We start from the raw sequence: 20,660 nt of genomic DNA, 5'->3' as shown, positions 1-20,660 counted from the left end.
CGGTACACATGACCGCCGCCGGTGATTGGGCCGCTGGCAGGCGCGGAGTGGCTCGCCGGACTCGGACTCGACTGGGTTGAGGGGCGCGGACACAACCACGCCCTGCCGCATCAGGCGACGCGTCCAACCTTCAGGACAATGACGGTGACGGTGTCGTCATCGGGCTGGTAGAGGACGCGCCAATCCCCGACGGGCAGCCGCCAGAATGCGGAGCCGCCGAGCTGACGGGCGTTCGCCGGGCGGGGGTCGTCGGCCAGGGCACGGACCACGGCCGCGCATTCCTTGGCACCGGTGGGGTCGAGCTGACGCAGGCGGCGGAACTCGGTCATGGCCTGGTGCTGCCAGACCACGGTGTACGTCACGAGGCGGCCGCCTGGCGGTCCTCGGCCTCCAGGGCAGCCATGAACGCCTCGTGCGTCTGGGGCTCACCGGTGGGCGCAGCCACGCGGCGCTGGGCTTCAGCGATCTCTGCCTCATCGCGCAGGCGACGCAGCTCCTCGAGTTCGTCTATGGGAATGAGGGCTGCGGCGGGCTTGCCGTACTCGCTGATCACGAAGTGCTCGCGACCGTGACGAACGCGGCTGACCAGTTGTCCAAGCTCGTTGCGCGCCTGCACGAGCGGGTACGTCTCATCCATACCTTAAACTGTACACACCTGCGGCTCTGTACGGTGCGGGAACGGTACCCCGTGCGCGGCCTCGCAGAGAAGGACCTGGCCCGGATCAGCGTCCGACGGCACATCGCCCCGGGACGCCGGCCAACCCTCCAGGAACCAGTCGTTGAGGACTGGCGACGGCACTACCTCTCTTCCCCCGCATCCTGTTCGTCCTGGACGGCACCGGACCCACCAGCATCGAAACCCGAATCCACGCCCTGCACGCCGGAGCCGGTCTGCTGGTGTCGTCCCGCTTCCGATACGACGCCCCTGCCCTCGCGGCACCGCTGGCCGACCTGCTCCACCAAAGCCCCTCCGCACCCGTATGGCACCCCATCCACAACCCCGACCAACGAGTCCCCTGGACCAGCACCGGGCACCGGGCACCGGGCACCGGGCACCGGGCACCGACAGGCATAGCACGCTGACCAGCCATGGTCGGGGCTGGGCGTGGCACGGCCGTACCCGTGGTCGGCCTCATGGTCGGGGCGGGGCCGGCGCGACTGTGATGGCATGTAGCCGCACCATCTGTCGCAACGATGCCGGTCAGCGGTCCACCGCAGGCAGGTAGGCCAGGCCGGTGTCGAGCATGATGCGGTCGACAGCCGGACACTCGACCTCTCCTCGGCAGCAATCACCGGCCACCGGTCACCGCTTTCCAGGGCACCAGCCCAGTGGGCAGCGAAGCCCATGATGGAGCTTGATACACCACGACGGCGCGCACTCGCGGGCAGGGCGCGAGTCAACCCTGGCTACGTCCGGGCCTCACTGCGGTATCGCTGGACGAACGCGTCCACCGGGCCGTTTTCTTGTGCCTGGGGTCAGTGCAGCGCCTCGATGGCACGGAGTATCAGTGTGCGGGCGTCGGCTCCGTACACGGCCATCCTCCTCAGCCGCTCGAACGCGTCCACGTACAGTGCGACCTCGGACGGCTGCGTCACCCGTACCCGGGCCGACATCAGCTCCACCGACACGAGCTGGTCGTCGTACACGTGGAACAGTTCCTGCGGCCACAGCGTCCGCTCGACCGCGTGCGGGATGATACCGAGGGACACCGTCGGCAGCGCCCCTGCCGTGAGCAGGTAGCCGAGCTGGGCGGCCATCGCGGCCGCGTCGCCCATCCGGTGATACAGGACGTTCTCCTCCATGACCATCACGAACCGGCGCCCCGCCTCGGCCACGATCTTCGACCGCTCCAGACGGGCCGCCGTCGCCTGGTCGATGTCGTCCGGCGCATCGTACAGGTCCGCGACCCCGGCGAGGATCGCGCGGGCATAGCCCTCCGTCTGCAGCAGGCCCGGAACGAGGGTGGGTGAGTAGATCCGGAACAACTCCGTCGCCCGGAACAGGTCGGTGTAGCTGGACTGAAGCCGTTTCAGCCCGGCGCGCATCTGCCGTCGCCACTCCGCGTAGGCCGTTTCCGCGTCTCTCGACTGCGCAACGATGTCCGCCGCCTGGTCGTCGGCACCGCACGCCGTGCACCAGCGGCGGATGTCGTCCGGCGTGGGCGGTGTCCGGCCGTTCTCCAGCCTTGACGTCTTCGGGTGGGTCCAGCCGCACCGCACAGCCAGCTGGGTCCCGGTCAGCCCTGCCTCGGCGCGCAGGTCGCGCAGACGCCGCGCGACCCGATCGCGTTGGGCCTGGGCTGAGGTGGACGGGGAGGTGACCATGTGGTGCGGCCGGACCCTTCGTAGCTAGCGGATCTTGTACTCGTCGTGCGGGACAGCCCGCGACCATACGACCTCAAACGCCGTAGCACACAGTCGGGCAGCGCTACGGTCCTCGCTGATCTCGCCGGGGGCGCTCGCCCCGTCGCCGGTGAAGTGGTTCCACCGGATGAGCCGGCCGTCGATCAGCCAGAAGTCGTTGCCTGGCAGCGGAATGTCAGAAGCACGTCGCCGGGGCAGCCACCGCACCTCCTCGCCGGCCGCGAGGTTCACGACCGTCCCGGCGTGCTCGTAGCGGACGTAGTCGCTCACGGGCTCCGACACGATCCGGGCGCGGCGCACGGCCACGCCCCGGGCCACGGTGCGCCGCACCAGTTCGGTCCACGGCGCCCAGTACGGGGAGCCCGGGTCGGTGTCGACCTCGCCCGTCGCCCGCCACCGGGTCAAAGCCTCGACCTCGCTGGCCACCCCGTACGAGTCCCGCATCTCCAGGTGCAGGGCCGACTCGGTCGCCCCGTCAAGGAGGTCAGCAAAGCTCGGCACGCTCGACGGCATCGCACGCCTCCCTCAGGATCTGGGCCATGCGGGCCGGCATTCGGACGACCTGCTCGTGGTCGGGGATGCCGACAGCGTGGCCGGGGACCTCGAACGTGGCGCAGGCCGTCTCGATGTCGAGGTCGGGCTTCCATCCCTGGATGACGATCTCCCCCCTCGTGTCGTCGACCCACACGGTGGGGCTCTCTCCCTGGCCGGTACTGGGATCGATCCCGATGAACCGTAGTGACATGACTGCCTCCGGTGCTCTCGGCGTTCGCAGTTGTTCACACGCTGACGCTCGCCTCAGTCGACGTCAAGAACGCGATCAGGCCAGCGAACAGGCACTACAGACCATCGCGAACATCTGTGAACATCGGTGGCCGTGGCGGGCAGGACAGCTCTACGTTCCCGGGTATGTCGAACCCCGGCGAGGCGGTCACGTCCCGGGGTGTGGCCGACTGCGAGGAGTCGACGTGCCGAACCGTACCGCCTCACCCGTGTCAGCAGGAGACGTTGAGCAGCTGCCCTTGGACGTTGTCGCGATGCGCGCCACCGCGCACCGGCTGCTTGCCGAGGACGCGAAGCCGATCAGCCCTCAAGAGCTGGAGACGCTGCAGCTCACCCTGCGCGGGCACCTTCAACTGCTGATCCCCGATGTCGAGAAGCTGGCCTGTGGGCTGCCGAAGGGCGACATCCCCGCGGTGTGCGCGATGGCCGGCGTCCGCGAAGCCGAGACGCGTCTCCGCCTCGGGACCGGTGACAACAGCCCCGTCCGCATGTCCGTCGCTATGAGGCTCGCCCGGTCCGTCAACGCCCTGTGCGACCACCACGCGGCGCTCAGCAAAAGCTGAGCAGGTCCGTCACCAAGCCTCGCACACCAGCCAGGGAGCATCCCATGACTGCGTATCCCGTCTCACCGAACACGGTGCTGGCCAACGCGCTCAGCACCGTTACAGACATCCTTGCGCCCCGAGTCCGAGCCGACCGCCCCACCTGCGTCGTCTTCTCCGTCGGCGCCCAGATCAACGGCGTACCCCACCTGGGCACATCACTCGTCCAGTCGCTGCTGGTCCACCAACCCGCTGGAGCGGCTGAACCGGGAGATCAAACGGGGGGCCGATGTCGTGCAGGTCTTCCCCAACCCCGCAGCCCTGGATCGGCTGGCCGCCGCGGTCCTGGCCGAGCTCCACGACGAGTGGCAGGTCTTCGATCGCCGCTACCTCTCAGAAGGCTCCATGGCCGAACTCCTCAACCCCAAAACAACCTGCGACGACCGCCGGCTTCCCCCGCCGGAACCAGATCAGCTCGGCCAGTGACTACACCACTCGGCGAGACACCATCGTCGACGGCGGGCGGTACCCCAACATTTGGCTATAGGCACAGCTTTCCCCGGAGGGCCAGGAAAGAGGACCGAGAGCAGCGTGCGTGACCTGAGCGCTTCATCGCCTGTTGCCCCGGCGAGGGCCAGCCACCCGGGCTGGCGGCTCTGTCGCCTGGGGGGTGCGGATGACGTATGAGGAGAGCGCCGTCACGGTGCTGGGAGTGGTGGCTGACCGGCAGCAGGAGGCTGGCCACGGCTGGGCTTTGGACTGGGACCTTCGGCCATTAAAACAGCGCGTGTTCAACCTTGCCGCGCGGCACCTAGGACTTGTCCGGGCGATCTTCAATGGCTCGTGCGATGAGGTCGTGGATCAAGAACTCCCCAGGCCTGCGGTTCTCTTTGAGGCGGGCGAGGTTGTCGGGGCTGAACCAGTCGTAGGCGGAGTGCTTGGACCATTCCAGCGTGGGGTTGTCCAAGTCGCCGTCGACCTCCTCGACGAGATAGTCGGCCTCGTGACGGAGTCCACCGCCGTCGTCGCCCGTCCAGGTCGTGGTGCCAAGGAACCGTCGCACGTGGGTCAGGCGCCAGCCGGTCTCCTCCTCGACCTCACGTGCGAGAGCTTCCAGGACCGTTTCCCCAGCCTCGACGTGGCCGCCCACGATGTCCCAGGTGTCGGGAAAGAGGCGTCGGTCCGGGCTTCGCTTGTGCGCGAAGGCTTCGCCATCCCGGTTGAGAATGACGGCGCCGACGGTCCAGACTTCGCCCGACGCGGGATCGGGCACTTCGACGTCGTCGTGGACGGTGAACGACGGGTTGTGAGTGGGCATGGCCGATAGCGTAGGCCGGGCGTTTCCCCGGCTTGCCCGTTTCGTTGTGGTGGTCATGGGGCGGGGCGATCTGACGGATGCGGAGTGGGATCGGTTGCGGCCGTTCCTGCCGGCGAGCAACAGGCGTTGTGGCAGGTGGCGGGATCACCGGCAGGTGATCGACGGGATTCTGCACCGGGTGCGGACCGGCGTGCAGTGGCGTGACCTTCCCGAACGGTTCGGGCCGTGGAAGACGGTCTACGAACGCCACCGACTGTGGTCGGCCGACGGCACGTGGGAGCGTCTGCTGCAGCAAGTCCAGGCCGCACCCGACGCAGCGGGTGAGATCGACTGGGACATCTCAGTGGACTCCACCATCGTGCGGGCGCATCAGCACGCGGCCGGCGCGCGCACCGACCCGCCACCGGCCCCCGCCGGCTCAAAGGGGGCCGAACCGAAGGAACATCAGGACGAAACCCCGTGGCAGAGCCTGCATGCCCGCCTGGTGGAGGTGGTGCGGGAGGTGAGGGCCTGGGCCGCTCGCGCGGCGGGTTCACCAGCAAGCTCCACCTGAGCGCGGACGGCCGCTGTCGGCCGCTGTCCCTGGTCGTCACACCAGGTCAGCGGGCTGACTGCACGCAGTTCAAGCCGGTGCTGGAGAAGATCCGGGTACCGAAAATTGGGCCGGGCCGGCCGCGGAAAAGGCCGGACAGCGTCGCGGCCGACAAGGCCTACAGCAATGGGCCGTGCCGCGAGTACCTGCGGCGCCGGGGCATCCGGCACACGATCCCGGAGAAAACCGACAGCCAAGCCGCCCGCCTGCGCAAAGGCTCACGCGGCGGGCGGCCGCCTGGCTTCGACGAAGAGCGGTACAAGAAACGCAACACCGTCGAGCGGGCGATCAACCGGCTAAAGCAGTCCAGGGCCGTGGCCACTCGCTACGACAAGCGTGGTTACGTCTACCTGGGCACCGCCACGGCAGCAGCCCTCGTCATCTGGCTCCGAACGTGATCGCCCGGACAAGTCCTAGGTGTTGCGGTAGAGGTTGCGCCAAGTGTTGCGCTGAGCGTTGCGGTAGAGGTTGCGCCGGCCTCCACAGCGCCCCGAAGTCTGCCCAGGTCACCACGTGCGTACGGCGTGGTCGGGCCGCTGACATCCCCGTTGCGACCCCCTTCGACCATGCCCTGGCTGGAGTTGAGGATGAGGGAGGGGCGGGATGGGCGGCGCGGACGCAGCCGGGGATCGGGGCGCGCTCAGCCGGTTGCGCGTCGGCGGGGCCGCCGCGCCCGGCCGTCGTCAGTGCGGCGGTGACGCCAGGCGGGGACGTCGGCGGGGGAGAGGTCGGGGCGGGCAGCTGGTACCAGGTACGTATTCAAGTCCGCGGTATTCGTACGCGAGCCTCGGGTGGGCTCAGCTCCTCAGCTCGCTGGCGTCCTAGTCGCCGACGCTGCGGGCCTCATCAAGCGACCGAGCCCAGCACCCCACGGCGGACGGCTGGAGCACTCACGCAAAGTGGCTAGGGAACGCCGCCCGTGACGGTGGGGCACCTGTTTCACGGTGCCTGAGCAGTGGAAGGGCTGAGCGGTACTTCTTCGCTCCTTGGAGGACTTCATGCCAGAAGATTTCGAAGACGTTCCTGAGCCTGAGGACGACACCATCGAGGCCACCGTCGACGAGACCGGGGTTGACCCCAAGGACATCGAAGTGGTCATGAATGAGACTGGTGCGTCAAGAGCGAAGGCTGTCAGGGCCTTGAAAGAGAGCGGTGGCGACCTCATCAACGCGATCATGGCGGTCAGCCGATAGTTGGCGAGCCGCGACCGTGATTGGTCAGCATCGTCGACGAGTCCGGGTGGAGTAGTTGGGGGTACAGCAAAATCCCGGCCAGAACGATCATGCTCGGCTAGCAGGTCGACTGACGGGTTTGCTGAGGTTCACGGAAAGATCGCCGGGCGGGTTCCCTGGCTGGCTACGTCGGCGGGCGTCAGTGCGAGGCCGGTGCCACCGAGGGCCTCCGCGGCGTCCGGATCGCGCAGCGGGCGCGGCCCGAGGCCGGGGCCGCTGGCTCAGCCTGCCGGACCAGGCCCGAAGGAAAGCGGGTCGGCGGATGACGTCGCTCTGGGGACTTGGCTGAGTTGCTGGACTCCGTGGGCCAGCTGGCGACTGGATGGAGCTGGAGTATGTCGCGGCACTGCTGGCGTCGACCGGCTCGCCGTGCTGGGGACGGCCCCAACGGAGAGGACGCTGGAACCTGATGCGTCGGGCGGTGGGTGCTGTGCGGCAGGGTGGTCAGCCGACCAGTCTCTCGTATTCGGCGGCGGCGAGGAGGTTGAGGGTGGGGGCACCATCCATCGGCTTGATTCTGAACAGCCATCCTTGGTCGTAGGGGGAATGATTCACCCAGTCGGCATACGCTTCGAGGCTTACGTTCGTCCCGATTACCTCACCGCTGAACGGGGAGTAGACCTCGTGGGTAGCCGCGGTCGACTCCACAACGCAGATGGTCTCCCCGACCCGGACGGTCCTGCCCTCCTCGGGCACCTTTACGAGCACGACGTCCGAGAGATCCTGCACGATGTAGTCGGTCAGGCCGACTGTCACGAGCCCGCCCTCGTCGCGGACCCATGTGTGGTTCGCGGTGAACATGAGGCTGTCAGGAATATTCGACACGGCACGGCTCCTCTATGGGACTCTGCGTGATCGACTATGACACTGTGTCATGGCCGCCGCACTTTGCCTCGCGTCACGTGACGTTTCTTGACGACGCAAACCGCTGGTCCGTCTGTCCACCGCGCCGTGCGGGCCTTATGGGGCAGCCAGGAGAAGCTGAACGTCACGCTGGTGGAACCCGGGCCGGTGGTCGATGGAAGGCCGCGAAGCGCCCCGGGATCTGTTACCTCCGGAGCGCTTCGCAAGGATCCCTTCCACCAGGCGCTGGCCCACCCCTATGGCCGCCCTCGGTCAGATGGCTGGCGGTGTTCTCGGTCCACAGCAGCATCCACTCGACGTCGGCCCGCCACCCGGGCTCCGTACTGTCCTACCGGTCCCAAGCGGTATGGCGAGCACACCCGCTCGGATGAAAAACATCCGATCCTCCCGCACTGAGAGCCTCACTGCGCCTTACTGCCAGCGGGGCCTGGACTCGGTGGAGTGTCGCGCTGATGGAGGGGACATGAAGTACTCGCTGAACGACAAGCAGCTGGAGCTCCTGAAGCAGGTGGCGGCAGCGCCGAAGGGGTTCGAAGCCCAAGGCGTGCACAGCGGCGTTCTGTGGGCCCTTCAGCAACGCACGCTGGTGAAGACCAGCTGGGCCACAGGACGACAGACTGCAGTGATCACTGCTGATGGCCGCTTCTACCTCAAGCACGGCAAGCATCCCAAAGAAGTGGAAGAGGAAAAGCAGCGGCTGAAGAACGACCCCGCCCAGGCCGCTCTGGCACCCGCCGACGGACCTGAGCTGTTAGCCCGGATCCGTGAAGCCCACGGCACGCTCACGGTGCCGCACCCAGGACCGCAGACACGCGCCCGCTGGCGAGCTGCCTACTACCACGCACTACATCACAGGCACGTCCCTGACGGCTGCAAGCTGCGCTTCAACGGCAGGGACAAAGGAGACGTAGTCCTCCGACTCCTGGATGAAGCAGCACTCAAGGCCGCAGAAGCGCCCCCCATCCCCACCGTCGACGTCCCCGAACACCTCCCGTCGAAACCCCACGCGCTGGTCAACCGCACGCTCAAGAAACTGGGACGCGCGAAGACCATGGTGGACACACGGGATCTACCGGACGTCGTCCCCCTTCACCTCTCGCGTCACCTCACCGACCGGGCCCTGCGTATCGCCCACGCGCTCATCACCGAAGCAGAACGACGCGGCTACGAGGTCACGACCGACACGAGCCTGCACCACGGGGAAACCTCCCACCGGCTGGTCATCCGTATCAAAGGCCACGACTATCCCTGGGAGATCACCGAGCGCACAACCAAAGTGCCCCATGAGTCCACCCCGCAGGAGCTCCGTAACCACGAGAAGCACCCCTGGCAAAAGATCCCCAAATACGACCACATCCCCGACGGCCGACTCGTGATCACTACTCCAAACCGAACCTATGGCAGCCCGCCCTACAGCCACTCAGACGGTGCGCGGTGGAAGCTCGAAGAACGGATCGGCCACCTTCTCCACGACCTGGAGGAACTCGCCACCCGAGCCGAAGAACGACGCATCGCCCGGGAGCAGCAAGAAGCAGCCCGCAAACGCAACTGGTACGCAGCCCTGCGCCAGGCCCGCGCAACCCAGATCACCCACCACCGCAAGACGGTCATCGCAGACCAGGTGGAACGCTGGCGCATGGCCGAGGACATCCGGGCGTTCTGCTCCGCAGCCCGCCAGTCAGGCAGAGCAGGTGAGTGGACCGAGTGGGCTGAGCTGTACGCATCCTCCATCGATCCACTAAGCACTCCCCTCGCCATGCCTCCCGACCCCCCGGCCTCACAGCACAACCTGCGCGAACACTTCGGGGGCGACACCTGGGCCCACCCCTGGCCCTTCAGCCAGGACGGCCAGTGGACCATTGCCGACGACCATCCGGAAGCACCCGACAACGCCGAACCCGACCGCAAGTGACGTCGCGTGCCGCCTTTGCTGCGGTCACACCATGGTCAGGCTCGTGTGCGTACGGTTACTCTGTCGCAATGGATCACGAGGGGGCGGACCGGGGGCCAGGGGACCCGGTGACCAGCAGGGAGCAAGACGCGGTGCGTCTGCTGCTGCTGATCGACAGGGCGTGCGAGCCGCTGACAGCAGCGGAGAAGGCCATGCCGGCGCTGGAACAGGCCGTGGGTGTCATGCGGACGCAGGTCAAGCTGCAGAAACTGGACTTCTGGCTGCGCAACCCGGACTAACTGGCCAATAAGCTGCTGACTGAATACGAGAGCGAGCGTGAAGAGGCGCTGCTTGACATCGCCGGACGCACCTTGGATTCCGAGGAGCCGGAGGTGCGGCGCTATCCGATGCTGCGCCATCACGGTCCGCATCCCTTTGTCCGATCCCCCCAGCAGCGACACCGCCGCCCGCAGCCTGGCGTAAGGAACGCTCCCACGCATCAGCTCTTCAAAAGCCGACGCCTTCGAGGCGGAGCACCACATGCCAAGGCGGAAATGGTGGCGCTCTCCGCACACGGAGTTGCTTCGTTGCGCCTGGGACGGCGTCTTCGCCAGCTTGGAGCGTATACGGGTATGCGGGAATCAAGGGCTCCTACGGCGGCGCTCCGCTGTGGGCGTTCGTGGGGGGAGTCGGACATGTGCATCTAGGGCGAGGCACCTTCTGCGAAGGTACGCGGCGAGGAAGGCGGACGCCGCGATGCCGAACGGGAGGAATACGACGTCCTCGTAACGCATATGTTCGCCACCAGGCGTCAACCACTTTGCCCACTCACGGACAGAGGCGACCGTATATGCGTTTAGCCAGGCGAAGGAGACCCAGTAGAGCACGCGTATTGTTTGCGCCTGACGTCCAGCCAGGTGCTGCAAGACTAGGAGACGCCGGAGCCCCGCACGTTGGGGCTCACTTGCGGTCTCCTTGCCGGCTTCTTCGGCGGACTGGTAGCAGCGTTCGAGCCAGGCTTCGGCTGCTTGCGTGGCACCAGCTGCGGGCCTCAACAGCTCTCTGGTCTGAATCCAGTTTGTGATGAACTGAACTTCTGAGTTGGCTTTTTCGAGTCGCGCTTTATGTCGATGCTCGAAGTCTCTTCTACTTCGATAGTCCTTGAGCATGAGCCCTATGCCGCCGATCACGGCCGTAACGACGGCGGTGGTGACGGGAACGACGAGCTCGCGAAGCTGCTCGCTCAAGTCGAGTGCAGGCATAGTCTGACTCTGGGACTGCGGGTTGCCTCGAGGTCGGTGTTGGCACCGGCTCTATCACTCGAAAGTGAAGGAGAAAGGTTTCGGTCTGTCCATCTGGCACACGCTCGCCTGTCGGGATGTCCTTCTTGTCGGGCATGCCGCGGCCGGATCTGCCGTGGAGTCATCGCGCACCGTTGCCCAACATGGACGACGTGCTCGCCGCACCCGGCACCCGCGACACCACCACCCTGCGCCGCTTGCTGCGCCTGTCCGTTCGGCTGTGGTGGCACCCCTACTGGAAGACCGTTCCCTCGGCGCCAGCGGCGCGCTGCGAGCTCCGGCAGACGACCCGAGCCCGGCGAGCCGTCCGGGCCGCGTGACCGGGATGCCCCGGACGGCCAGGAGCACGAGGTTGCGACGGGGGTTGCGCCTATCGGTTGCGCTGGATGTTGCGCCAAGGGTTGCGCCTACTGTTGCGCACCCCGCAGGAGCGCCCCCGCGTCCGTGCCCTGGCTGGAGTTGAGGATGAGGGAGGTCGGGATGGGCGGCGCGGCCGGGGATTGGGGCGCGCTCAGCCGGTTGCGCGTGGGCCGGGGCCGTCGCGCCCGGTCGCCGTCAGTGGGGCGGTGACGTCAGGCGGGGGACGTCGGCGGGGGAGAGGTCGGGGCGGGCCCGGTGCCAGCGTGCGGGATGTCGCCACCGGCCGGAGGCGTCGCGGGCGACGTCGACGCCGACTTCCACCACTAGCCCGGGTTCCACCAGCGTGACGTTCAGCTTCTCCTGGCTGCCCCACCCGGCGGAGAACGACCAGCCTGTCCACGGATGACCGCGCCGCCCCGCAGCGAGCAGACCGGCGACCGCCGCACCTGCCGCCTGGGCGAGGGCGGTGGTGCGCCCGACGTACTGAAAGCGTCCTTCGTTGTCGTACCTGCCGAGCAGAAGGGTGCGAGGAGCAACCAGGGAACCGGTGATCGCGCCGACGATCGCCTCGCTCGTCTGACGGACCTTGTACTTCTGCCAGCCCCTCACCGACGGGCGGTAGGCGTCGTCCAGCCTCTTGAAGACCACCCCCTCCATCCCGACCGACGCCCACGTCAGCCACTCGCACACGACGTCGGCCTCGGTGGTCGACGGACCCAGCGCCCACGGCGCGATGAGCCGGCGGGCGGCGAACACGGACTCCAGCGCGGCCCTGCGCCGCCGATACGGCCAAGAGGTTGTGTCCGTCCCGGACAGCCGTAGCAGATCGAACCCGAAAGCGCACGGGTTCGCGGATTCCGGAGCCCGAACATTCAGAACCTGCCCGTGTGGGTGCGGTTCTGATGGGTGGGGTGGGTTGGTTCCAGGTGGTCGGGGGCGGCGGCCCAGCGTGATTCACAGGGGCTCTCACGTCGGAGTCGGGGGCAAGACACCGATTCTGAACCGCCCCCCGAGTCGGCCTCCGGGGAGGATCGGAACGGCCATTCGCCGACCCGGCTACGACTACGACATCTGCCACGCCCAGGTCCGCGCTCGCGGCATCGTGCTGGCCATCGCCCGCCGCCGCGCGGTCTGGTCCATCAGGAAGGACCCGGCGAGCTGCCCCTCATCGGGTTCCTCGGTGAAGCGACCGAAGCGCTTGCGCTGCTCCTCGCTCGGAAAGTTGGCGGGCACGCCCGCTCCGTCGGTCATCGGCAGTCGCGCGCGATGATCGCAGCCAGGACTGGTACTGGCCCGATGCCGCACAGCAGCCGAACCCGAAGGGCTACGCTGCTTGTTGAATCTCAATGGGCTGTCAAGTGCCATCAGGCCGCTGCGGTCTCAGCCACTGTGGGGCCGTGGCGTCGAAGTCCGGGCAGACGCCTGACGGTCGTTGCGCGATCTGCCCTCGATTCAAAGTCTGCCGAGGCGGTTCGGTGAGGTGCCCGGCTCGGTACGCTTTACCGGCATAGGGCCTGGGGGCTGGCCGCGTTGCCGGGGGGATGACATGTTGGATCAGGCGTTGGTTGTTCTGGCTTCGGCGTTCGGGGCGGCGGTGGCTTCGGCGGCCGGCACCGAGGTGTGGTCGGGATTCCGGGACCGGGCGGCCCTCATCTTCGGCCGCCGGGACGCGCGGGAAACCCAGGTGGCCCTGGAGCGATTGGACCGGTCGGCCCTCGAACTGGACCGCGCCGACCCCGGTGGCGCCGACCAGGTCCGTACCCGGCTGGAAGCATCCTGGCAGGCCCGGTGCGAGGACCTACTGGAGAGCCTGGGCGAGACGGACCGCGCGGAAGCCGCCGGGCAACTGCGCGAACTGGTGGCCCGGCAGGCCACCGGCGGAGTCACCGCCGGGGACGACGGCATCGCCATCGGCGGCAACGCCGACATCAGGGCCGACCGCGGGTCGGCGGCCGCCCTGCGCATGGGCGACGTGACCCTCGGAAACCCTCCAACGCCGGGTCCGGAGCAGCGCTGACCGCACCCGGCGCCAGCCAGTCCCCGCACATCTCAGCGCAGACATCGCTCTACGCGCAGTCCGGCGCCCTCGTGGTCGGCCGCGCCGATTCGGTGACGCACCATGCCGCCCCACGAGCGCCGCTCTCCTGGCCGCGGCTGGTCGGCGTGGTCCCGCGGCAGGCGGACTGTTTCCAGCACCGAGATGCCGTCGATGTTTTGGAGCGAGCGGTGGCCGGGGGTGGGACGGCGGTGCTGTGTCAGGTGCTGTCCGGGACCGGTGGGGTCGGCAAGACTCAGCTCGCCGCCTACCACGCCCGCACCGCGTGGCAGGCCGGGGCGGTGGATCTGCTGGTGTGGGTCACCGCGACCAGCAGGGACGCGGTCCTGAGCGCTTACGCCGAGGCCGCTGTCACGGTGACCGACCCCGACGACCCGCAAGGCGCCGGTCTCGACGACCCTGAGCGGGCCGCCGTCCGCTTTCTGGCCTGGGCCCACTCCACCGACCGGCGATGGCTGATCGTGCTCGACGACGTGAGTGACCCCGCGCACCTCAATGGCACGGACGGACGGGGTGACTTGTGGCCGCCCGCGCGCCCGAACGGCCGCACCGTGGTCACCAGCCGCCGCCGCGACGCCGCCCTGCCCGGCCACCTCATCGACGTCGGCCTGTTCACCAAGGACGAGGCCGTCGACTATCTGAGGGCCAAACTCGCTGCCCGGCGCCGCCGCGACGACCCCGGGCAGGTCGAGGAGCTCGCCCGCGACCTGGGCTATCTGCCGCTGGCCCTGGCCCAGGCGGTCACCTATCTCCTCGACCTCCACCTGGACTGCGCTACCTACCGCGTACGGCTGGCCGACCGCGCCCGCACCCTGCCCGACCTGGTCCCCGAGGACAGCGGCCTGCCCGACGCCCACCGCGCCACGGTGGCCGCCACCTGGTCTCTGTCCATCGAACACGCAGACCGGCTCCGCCCGACGGGCCTGGCCCGCCCCATGCTCCACCTGGTGGCCCTGCTCGACCCCAACGGCATCCCCGCCACCGTCCTGACCTCGCCCCTAGCCCTCGCCTACCTCACCGAACACCGCACCCCCGACGGTGGCACCGATCTCGACGTTTCCCCGCGCGCGGTCGGGGTTGACGATGCGACCGACGCGCTGCGCTGCCTGCACCGGCTCAGCCTGGTCGCCCACACCCCCGATGCTCCTCACCAGGCGGTGCGCGTCCACAACCTCGTCCAACGGGCCACCCGCGAAGCCCTGCGCCCCGCCGCACGCGACATGGCGGCCCGTACCTGCGCTGACGCCCTGTTTGAGGCCTGGCCCAAGGTCGAACGCGACACTGTCCTCGGCCAGGCTCTGCGCGCCAACACCGCCGCCCTGACTGCCCACGCTTCAGACGCCCTGTGGCAGCCCGACGTCCACCCGGTTCTTTTCCGCACCGGAAACAGCCTCGGTCACACCGGACTCGTTACCGCCGCCCGCGCCTATTTCCAGGACCTGCACATCGCCGCCCGCCAGAACCTGGGCCCGGACCACCCCGACACCCTGACCGCCCGGCACTACCTCGCCTACTGGCGGGGGGAGGCGGGGGATGCGTCCGGGGCTGCCACCGCCGCCGCCGAACTGCTGGCCGACCGGCTGCGGGTGCTGGGCCCCGACCATCCCGACACCTTGACCGCCCGGCACAACCTCGCCTACTGGAGGGGTGCGGGGGCGGCGGCGGATGTGACCGGGTCCGCCGCTGCGCTCGCCGAACTGCTGGCCGACCAGCTGCGGGTGCTGGGCCCCGATCACCCCGACACCCTGGACACCCGGGCCGACGTCATTTTCTGGCGGGGGCGGTTGGGGGATGCGTCCGGGGCCGCCACCGCCACCGCCGAACTGCTGGCCGACTTCCTGCGGGTGCTGGGCCCCGACCACCCCGACACCCTGTCCACCCGGCACAATCTCGCCTACTGGCGGGGGATGGCGGGGGAGGCGTCCGGGGCCGCCACCGCGTTCGCCGAACTGCTGGCCGACTTCCTGCGGGTGCTGGGCCCCGACCACCCCGCCACCCTGCTCGCCCGGCAGAACCTTGCCCTTTGGCGGGGGGAGGCGGGGGATGCGGCCGGGGCCGCCACCGCGTTCGCCGAACTGCTGGCCGATTCCCTGCGGATACTGGGCTCTGACCACCCCACCACCCTGACCATCCGGTACTACCTCGCCCAATGGCGGGGGCACGCTGATGGTGCGAGCGGTGGTGTCCGATAAAAATCCATTGCCCGCCCGCCAGTCATTGGACTCTCAGCTCGATTCCCCCAGGGATGCATCTCTCTTAGCTTTGCGGCTGGCGCGGATCACCGCGCGGGGGCTGGTGTCGCCTCAGCGGATCTTCGCAAGAGCCTTGTCCGGGTGGGCGGCGTGGACGTACCTGACGGCGGTGTGGGGGTGAATGCCGAAGACGCGGACGAGGTGAACAGGGTCGGCGGTGTGTCTGGCTTCGTCGAGGACGCGGTCGGTCCACAGCTGCTTGGGCAGCATGCCGGTCTGATCGAAGGCGGCCCGCAGTGCGCAGTAGCTCATGGGCGGCTGGGCGGGGTGGTGGGCGGAATGGCTCGTGATGAGCAGGTGCGGATTGGGGGAGGCGGGCCAGTTTCTGCGGCGTTCGGTGAGCCAGGCGGCGAGAAGGTCCAGGGTCAGTGCGTCCAGGTGGACGACGTGCTGGTGGTCTTCGCCGCGCCGGATCCGCAGGGTGCGGCGGTGCAGATTGAGGTCGTCAAGTCTGAGCCGCGTGACTTCGAGGGGCCGTACTCCGTGGACCGCGATCAGGCCGACGGTGAGCCTGGCACGGGGGCCGTCGAGGGCGTCCAGGAGGCCGCGGAGCCGGTCGCTGGGCAGCGGGGTGGGGACAGGCACCGCGGTGGTCAGCGAGATCTCCAACGTCGGGTTGTGGAAGAGGACCTGCTCCTGCTTCAGCGCGGCGAAGACGCTGCGCAGGACGTGGTGCAGCGCGCGGGCCTGGTTTCCCTGGCGTTGGTCGAGTTCGGTGTGGATGTGCTCGGTGGTGATCTGCCGCAGGTCCAGGCCGGCGGCGGCCCAGGCTGTGAGCACGGGTAGGACGATGTTGAGGTTGCGCCGGATGCGGGTGTATTCGGCGGCTCGGTGACGGCGGCGGCCCTGGCCGCGCATGGCCCTCACCCAGGCTTGGACCTGGGTGGCGACCGGGTGGGGCAGCACGGTGAGCTTGGCGGCGATGGCTGCTTCGTGGCGCCGGTTGCGGCGTTCGCTGCCAAGGTCGCTGACCCGTCGGCGCCGCTCGGCGTGGATCTCCTGCAGCGCATCTTCGGGCTGCAGTGCGGGGTCGGCGGGGCACAGAAGACCCTGACGTCGCAGGAACGCCAGGACGTGGGTGGTTGCTGTGGGGGAGAACGTGGCAGCCAGGCCGAGGACGTCCTGCTCGCTGAACGGCGCCTCCGCGCCGAGCCAGGCCAGGACGGTTCGCAGGACCCCCGCACCGGCCGGTGCGGGGTGCCGGGGGTCGGGAACCGGCGTCAGCGGCGCGAAGCCGGCCAGCAGTTTCGCGGCCCGCTCGGTAAGGGCCGGAAGCTCGGCCGCGCTCAGTCCTCGCAGCGCGGTCCAGTCCCGGGTCATGGTGAACAGGGGCGGCTGCCGGGGATCGAGGAGATGCTCGGATACCGGCGGTGGCTTCCGGCTGGCACGGCGGCGCATGATGTGCCGTGTCGCGGGACCGGACTGCTTGTGGGGCGTGAAGCCGAGCACTCCAGCCCTGGTGGCCAGCTGGTGGGCCAGCGCGCCAGCAAAGGTCAGCTGTGTGTGCGGACCTGCCGTGTCGCCGTACTCGCGTACGTAGACCAAACAGCCCCGGCACAGGCCTTCGACAGGGTGGAGGGGCAGGCCGTCACGCTCGCAGCGCGAGCACCGGCCGGACGGGTAGCGAGTCGTCCGGCTACCGCGCCAGCACTGGCAGCCCGCGCAGCGGCTGGCAGTGATACCGAAGCTCCCGCAGTCCTCGCAGGCGCGTACCGGCCACGCGGGCGGCCGGGGGCCGGTGCGCGCCTGCAGCAGCCCGGCACGGGCGAGCACCTCCGCGGCCGCCTCCTTCAACGGCAGGTTGACCTGGTCGATTACCTCCTCGGCCACCAGCACCTCACCATTCGCATCCCGCAGGGCCAGAGCGAAGCGCACCAGGCGCATCACCATGCTCGGCCACGTGGGGCTCAGCCCCCGCGCGGCCGCGGTCTCCTGTGCCAGCCGGGCCAGCACGTCCTCCTCCGGCCAGGATCGTGCGGTGAAACGGTGGAAGTCGGCCCGCTCCAGTCGCCGCCGGACGGGAAACAAGGCCAGCTGGCCGCGCACTGCCGCAGGAAGCAGCCGGGGATCGTCCACCGGAAAGAGGCCGAGCACGGGCTCCAGCCGGGGAGCATGGTCCCGGCGGGAGCGCCGCGGCAGGGGCCACGCCTCGTGGTTTCCGAGCCCGGGCACGTGCAGGCGCATCTGCCTCGGGAAGGGCAGCACCACTGAGCAGCCGGCCCGGGTCTCGGCCGGATGGCGATCACACAGGCCCGGCACAGTGCATCACGGTCCACCGGCACCGCCGCCAGGCAGCCGCGGCACTCGCCGCGCGCGAACAGCCGGCACCAGGACCGGCAGCCGGCGCACAGCCCGTCACTGCCGATCTTCAAATGCCCCCACACCAGGCAGGCGGCACACTGCCGAACCAGCGTCATCAACTGCTCCCCACGGTCAGTTCGGCGGGTGAAGACGCCGGGGCCCGTCCTTGCGGACCGTGGGCCGCGCCGGCACCGGCCGGTCATCGCCGACGGCCGCGCGGGTCTCCAGCTGTTCGGTACTGCCGTGACCGGTCAGCGGCTCGGCCTCAAGGAGGTCGGCCACCGTGCAGCCGAGCGCCTGGCAGATCCGGTCGAGGTCGTCCAGCCGCACCGTCACCGGGACGCCGCCCCACAGCGCCGCGACCTTGCTCAACGACGGGTTGAACCCCACCTCCCGGAACGCCGCCAGCAGATCGGTGGGCCGCCAGATGTCCTGCCTGGCCGCAACCCACCGCAAGTTCCACTTCACCTCAGGCTCCCCGCATCGCTCACCAGCCGTTGCACCGCTCGCCCAGCCGCCTCCCGGCACGCCTGCTCCGGATCCGCCTGAGCGGTCGCCAGATACCGGACCGTGGTCGTGGTCGCGCTGCGCGAACTGCCCTGACACCGACGGCGATCCGCTGCGGGAACTCACCGAGCTGATCACGGGCTTCGATCCCGTCCTCGACACCGACGTGGTCCTGGCGGCGCTCGGACGCGCCACTGTCCGGCCCGCCGGGCGGCGCCGCCTGGCCTGGGCCTTCGTCTCCCGCCCCGAGCTGCTGACCGGCGCCGGTTACGAGGCGCCCACCCCGGCCGCCCTGCGGTTCATCAACGAGCTCGTCGATGCCGGGGCGACCAAGGTCGTCCGGCCGGCCTGCCCGCGCTGCCACGAAGTGAAGGCTCTGTCCAAACTGCTGGAGGGTAAGAGGATCTGCCGGGCCTGCTTCGCCCGCCACGCGGCCGTCCCCTGCTTCGGCTGCGGCGCCATGCGTGAGCCCGCCACCCGCGACGCTGAGGGCCGACCGCTGTGTCCGAACTGCATGATCAGGCAGCCCGCGAATCTGGAAGAGTGCGTCGGCTGCGGCCGCCGCAAGCCCGTCGCGAACCGGCTGCCTGATGGCCCACGCTGCCAGAACTGCCGACCGAGGATCACCGCGGAGTGCGGCATCTGCGGGCGGACGGCGCTCTGTGACATGTCCCGGGCCACTGGCCAGCCCTGGTGCGACCGCTGCCAGCAGCGATGGGTGGCCTGCAGCAGCTGCGGCACCGTCGCCCAGGCCCGCAGCGGCACCTGGGAGGCGCCGTTGTGCGCGAAGTGCACCAACCCCGACCCCAACTTCTGGGGCCGCTGCCCAGTCTGCACCGTCACCTGGCAGCTCAGCACCCGTCCCTGCCAGCGATGCGTCCTCGATCAGCGAGTACGCGACCTCCTCGGCGACGCGACCGGGGCCATCCGGCCCGAACTCACCTCGTTCCACGAGGCGTTGACCAGCTCCGAGCGCCCGGACGTCGCCTTCGCCTGGGTCTCCCGATCCAAGGCACGTGACCTCCTGGAACGCATCGGACGCGACGAGCGGCCCGTCACCCACGAGGTCCTCGACGAACTGCCCCCGGGCAAGGTGCTGGCCCACCTGCGCAGTGTCCGGTCGCGACCGGCACCCTCCCGCCCCGCGACGAGCGCCTCATCGCCCTGGAGAAATGGATCACTGCGACGGTCCACGCCCGTAGCGGCCTCGCCGAGCGCCGGATCCTGCACGGCTACGCGGTCTGGCACCACCTGCGCCGATTCCGGCGCCGCCTCGGTGAAGAGCACGCCACCCGGCTCCAGGACCTGAACGTGCGCTGCCACGTCACCGCGGCGAACAACTTCCTCGACTGGCTCACCGGTGAAGGGCTCACACTGGAGACCTGCACCCAGACGGAGCTGGAACGCTGGATGGCCGACTCCACGGTCAGCTACCGCGACGAGACCGGCCATTTCGTCCGCTGGTCGGTACAGCACCGACATGCCCACGGTCTGACCTACGGCACCGTCCGCTGGACCGGTCCGCTCGGCACCATCGACAGCGAGAAACGCTGGGCTGACGCCCGCCGTCTCCTCAACGACGACACGCTGCCGACCTCGGACCGCGTCGCGGGACTGCTGCTGATCCTCTATGCACAGAAGATCGCTACCATCAGCCAACTCACCGTCGATGACGTCGACTTCGACAGCGAAACTGTCTCCATCGCGTTCGGCGCCTCGCCGGTCGTCCTGCCCGCGCCGTTGGCCAGCCTCGTCCGCGAACTCGTCGCGACCCGCCGCGGCAAGGCCAAGATCGGCACTCCGGAAGACGTTCCCTGGCTGTTCCCGGGAGGACATCCAGGGCGCCCCCTCACCGACAGCCAGATCGGCATCCGTCTCCATAAGATCGGGATCCGACCGAAACAGGATCGCTCCACCGCACTGTTCACTCTCGCGACCGAACTCCCCGCCGCGATCCTCGCCCGGATGCTCGGTGTCCACATCAAGGTCGCCGTCCAGTGGCAGCAGGCATCCGCGGGGGACTGGGCCGCCTACGCCGCCGATGTGGGCCAGCGCGCCAGCAGGACATCCACTCGTTCAAGTTCAGTGAGCCTCTTTCATCCTGAATAGTCGCAGGTCATGAGTGTGTGGATGGCTTGGATGGTGCGGCTGATGCGGCGGGTGGACGAGCGTGCTCTGTGCATGATGCGCCAGGACTTGAGTCGGGCGAAGGCGCGTTCGCCGGGGGCTCGGAGCCGGGCATGGTCGCGGTTGAACTGCTGGTAGTGCTCGGGCTGTTCGCTGTGGTGGTAGTACGG

The 20,660-nt window shown here is 68.9% G+C and carries 23 protein-coding genes and 1 pseudogene; 11 read left to right on the top strand and 13 right to left on the bottom strand.

All coding sequences use genetic code 11. From position 1 onward, the window contains the following. Positions 1 to 110: 110 nt before the first annotated feature. From ACZ7DE_RS39955 to ACZ7DE_RS39935, 5 genes are all read right to left on the bottom strand, one after another. Positions 111 to 362: a type II toxin-antitoxin system RelE family toxin gene (locus ACZ7DE_RS39955; protein WP_470769378.1), complete on the bottom strand. Its 252-nt coding sequence runs from the start codon at positions 360 to 362 to the stop codon at positions 111 to 113. Beyond that, complete coding sequence (locus ACZ7DE_RS39950) at positions 359 to 637, bottom strand: type II toxin-antitoxin system Phd/YefM family antitoxin (protein ID WP_470769377.1); 279 nt, start codon at positions 635 to 637, stop codon at positions 359 to 361. The genes ACZ7DE_RS39955 and ACZ7DE_RS39950 overlap by 4 nt, the downstream gene beginning before the upstream one ends. Positions 638 to 1,476: 839 nt before the next feature. Beyond that, positions 1,477 to 2,325 carry a helix-turn-helix domain-containing protein gene (locus ACZ7DE_RS39945; protein ID WP_470769376.1) on the bottom strand — a complete coding sequence of 283 codons (849 nt, stop codon included), beginning with the start codon at positions 2,323 to 2,325 and terminating at the stop codon, positions 1,477 to 1,479. 24 nt (positions 2,326 to 2,349) lie between these two features. Continuing rightward, complete coding sequence (locus tag ACZ7DE_RS39940; protein ID WP_470769375.1) at positions 2,350 to 2,877, bottom strand: DUF6879 family protein; 528 nt, start codon at positions 2,875 to 2,877, stop codon at positions 2,350 to 2,352. Continuing rightward, positions 2,849 to 3,109, bottom strand: coding sequence for a hypothetical protein (locus tag ACZ7DE_RS39935; protein WP_470769373.1), 261 nt, complete (start codon positions 3,107 to 3,109; stop codon positions 2,849 to 2,851). Before ACZ7DE_RS39935 ends, ACZ7DE_RS39940 begins: the two co-directional genes overlap by 29 nt. Before the next feature lie 292 nt (positions 3,110 to 3,401). Between ACZ7DE_RS39935 and ACZ7DE_RS39930 the strand changes: the two genes are divergently transcribed. Continuing rightward, positions 3,402 to 3,710 carry a DUF6415 family natural product biosynthesis protein gene (locus tag ACZ7DE_RS39930; protein ID WP_470769372.1) on the top strand — a complete coding sequence of 103 codons (309 nt, stop codon included), beginning with the start codon at positions 3,402 to 3,404 and terminating at the stop codon, positions 3,708 to 3,710. 210 nt (positions 3,711 to 3,920) lie between these two features. Further along, a pseudogene (locus tag ACZ7DE_RS39925) lies at positions 3,921 to 4,175 on the top strand (transposase); the annotation flags it as partial. 325 nt (positions 4,176 to 4,500) lie between these two features. On the opposite strand, the gene ACZ7DE_RS39920 reads toward ACZ7DE_RS39925, so the two are convergent. Further along, a complete protein-coding gene (locus ACZ7DE_RS39920; RefSeq protein ID WP_470769369.1) occupies positions 4,501 to 5,007 on the bottom strand; it encodes an NUDIX hydrolase in 507 nt (168 codons plus the stop codon). A gap of 55 nt (positions 5,008 to 5,062) precedes the next feature. Between ACZ7DE_RS39920 and ACZ7DE_RS39915 the strand changes: the two genes are divergently transcribed. Beyond that, positions 5,063 to 5,997 (top strand): IS5 family transposase gene (locus tag ACZ7DE_RS39915; protein ID WP_470769384.1). Its coding sequence is split into 2 segments (ribosomal slippage): positions 5,063 to 5,440 and positions 5,443 to 5,997, totalling 933 coding nucleotides; the frame shifts between segments, so codons are not numbered across the junction. Positions 5,998 to 6,597: 600 nt separating this feature from the next. Then, positions 6,598 to 6,792, top strand: a complete 195-nt coding sequence (locus tag ACZ7DE_RS39910) for a UBA domain-containing protein (protein WP_470769367.1) — start codon at positions 6,598 to 6,600, stop codon at positions 6,790 to 6,792. A 483-nt stretch (positions 6,793 to 7,275) separates the two neighbouring features. Here the strand turns inward: ACZ7DE_RS39910 and ACZ7DE_RS39905 are convergent, their stop codons facing one another. Further along, entirely contained in the window at positions 7,276 to 7,656 is a 381-nt protein-coding gene (locus ACZ7DE_RS39905; RefSeq protein WP_470769364.1) for a glycine cleavage system H protein, read from the bottom strand. A 502-nt stretch (positions 7,657 to 8,158) separates the two neighbouring features. On the opposite strand from ACZ7DE_RS39905, the gene ACZ7DE_RS39900 reads away from it, so the two are divergent. Both ACZ7DE_RS39900 and ACZ7DE_RS39895 read left to right on the top strand, forming a co-directional pair. After that, complete coding sequence (locus ACZ7DE_RS39900; RefSeq protein WP_470769362.1) at positions 8,159 to 9,607, top strand: hypothetical protein; 1,449 nt, start codon at positions 8,159 to 8,161, stop codon at positions 9,605 to 9,607. Positions 9,608 to 9,675: 68 nt separating this feature from the next. Next, positions 9,676 to 9,885, top strand: coding sequence for a hypothetical protein (locus tag ACZ7DE_RS39895; RefSeq protein WP_470769360.1), 210 nt, complete (start codon positions 9,676 to 9,678; stop codon positions 9,883 to 9,885). A gap of 342 nt (positions 9,886 to 10,227) precedes the next feature. On the opposite strand, the gene ACZ7DE_RS39890 is transcribed toward ACZ7DE_RS39895, so the two are convergent. Then, positions 10,228 to 10,848 carry a hypothetical protein gene (locus ACZ7DE_RS39890; RefSeq protein WP_470769358.1) on the bottom strand — a complete coding sequence of 207 codons (621 nt, stop codon included), beginning with the start codon at positions 10,846 to 10,848 and terminating at the stop codon, positions 10,228 to 10,230. A 182-nt stretch (positions 10,849 to 11,030) separates the two neighbouring features. On the opposite strand from ACZ7DE_RS39890, the gene ACZ7DE_RS39885 reads away from it, so the two are divergent. Further along, positions 11,031 to 11,207 carry a hypothetical protein gene (locus tag ACZ7DE_RS39885; RefSeq protein ID WP_470769357.1) on the top strand — a complete coding sequence of 59 codons (177 nt, stop codon included), beginning with the start codon at positions 11,031 to 11,033 and terminating at the stop codon, positions 11,205 to 11,207. Positions 11,208 to 11,442: 235 nt separating this feature from the next. Here the strand turns inward: ACZ7DE_RS39885 and ACZ7DE_RS39880 are convergent, their stop codons facing one another. Beyond that, a complete protein-coding gene (locus ACZ7DE_RS39880; protein WP_470769383.1) occupies positions 11,443 to 12,123 on the bottom strand; it encodes an ATP-dependent DNA ligase in 681 nt (226 codons plus the stop codon). Between the two features lie 186 nt (positions 12,124 to 12,309). After that, complete coding sequence (locus ACZ7DE_RS39875) at positions 12,310 to 12,480, bottom strand: hypothetical protein (protein WP_470769355.1); 171 nt, start codon at positions 12,478 to 12,480, stop codon at positions 12,310 to 12,312. Between the two features lie 313 nt (positions 12,481 to 12,793). On the opposite strand from ACZ7DE_RS39875, the gene ACZ7DE_RS39870 reads away from it, so the two are divergent. Next, entirely contained in the window at positions 12,794 to 13,264 is a 471-nt protein-coding gene (locus ACZ7DE_RS39870) for a hypothetical protein (RefSeq protein ID WP_470769354.1), read from the top strand. 230 nt (positions 13,265 to 13,494) lie between these two features. After that, entirely contained in the window at positions 13,495 to 15,495 is a 2,001-nt protein-coding gene (locus ACZ7DE_RS39865) for a tetratricopeptide repeat protein (protein WP_470769352.1), read from the top strand. A gap of 111 nt (positions 15,496 to 15,606) precedes the next feature. Here ACZ7DE_RS39865 and ACZ7DE_RS39860 read toward each other — a convergent pair whose 3' ends face one another. Together ACZ7DE_RS39860 and ACZ7DE_RS39855 are read right to left on the bottom strand one after the other, a co-directional pair. Continuing rightward, positions 15,607 to 17,739 carry a tyrosine-type recombinase/integrase gene (locus tag ACZ7DE_RS39860; RefSeq protein ID WP_470769350.1) on the bottom strand — a complete coding sequence of 711 codons (2,133 nt, stop codon included), beginning with the start codon at positions 17,737 to 17,739 and terminating at the stop codon, positions 15,607 to 15,609. A 249-nt stretch (positions 17,740 to 17,988) separates the two neighbouring features. Next, positions 17,989 to 18,324 carry a helix-turn-helix domain-containing protein gene (locus ACZ7DE_RS39855; protein ID WP_470769348.1) on the bottom strand — a complete coding sequence of 112 codons (336 nt, stop codon included), beginning with the start codon at positions 18,322 to 18,324 and terminating at the stop codon, positions 17,989 to 17,991. 205 nt (positions 18,325 to 18,529) lie between these two features. Between ACZ7DE_RS39855 and ACZ7DE_RS39850 the strand changes: the two genes are divergently transcribed. Next, on the top strand, positions 18,530 to 19,672 hold the full coding sequence (locus ACZ7DE_RS39850) for a hypothetical protein (protein ID WP_470769346.1): 1,143 nt from the start codon (positions 18,530 to 18,532) through the stop codon (positions 19,670 to 19,672). Between the two features lie 2 nt (positions 19,673 to 19,674). Further along, positions 19,675 to 20,472: a hypothetical protein gene (locus tag ACZ7DE_RS39845; protein ID WP_470769344.1), complete on the top strand. Its 798-nt coding sequence runs from the start codon at positions 19,675 to 19,677 to the stop codon at positions 20,470 to 20,472. Here the strand turns inward: ACZ7DE_RS39845 and ACZ7DE_RS39840 are convergent. Further along, positions 20,460 to 20,660, bottom strand: a 201-nt coding sequence (locus ACZ7DE_RS39840; RefSeq protein WP_470769343.1) for a transposase family protein, incomplete at its 5' end; no start/stop codon positions are given. The genes ACZ7DE_RS39845 and ACZ7DE_RS39840 overlap by 13 nt on opposite strands.

The organism is Streptomyces sp. NPDC037083, from assembly GCF_055606485.1.
Note: the sequence above shows the minus strand (reverse complement) of the source record. Positions and strands in the feature narration are given on the sequence as shown.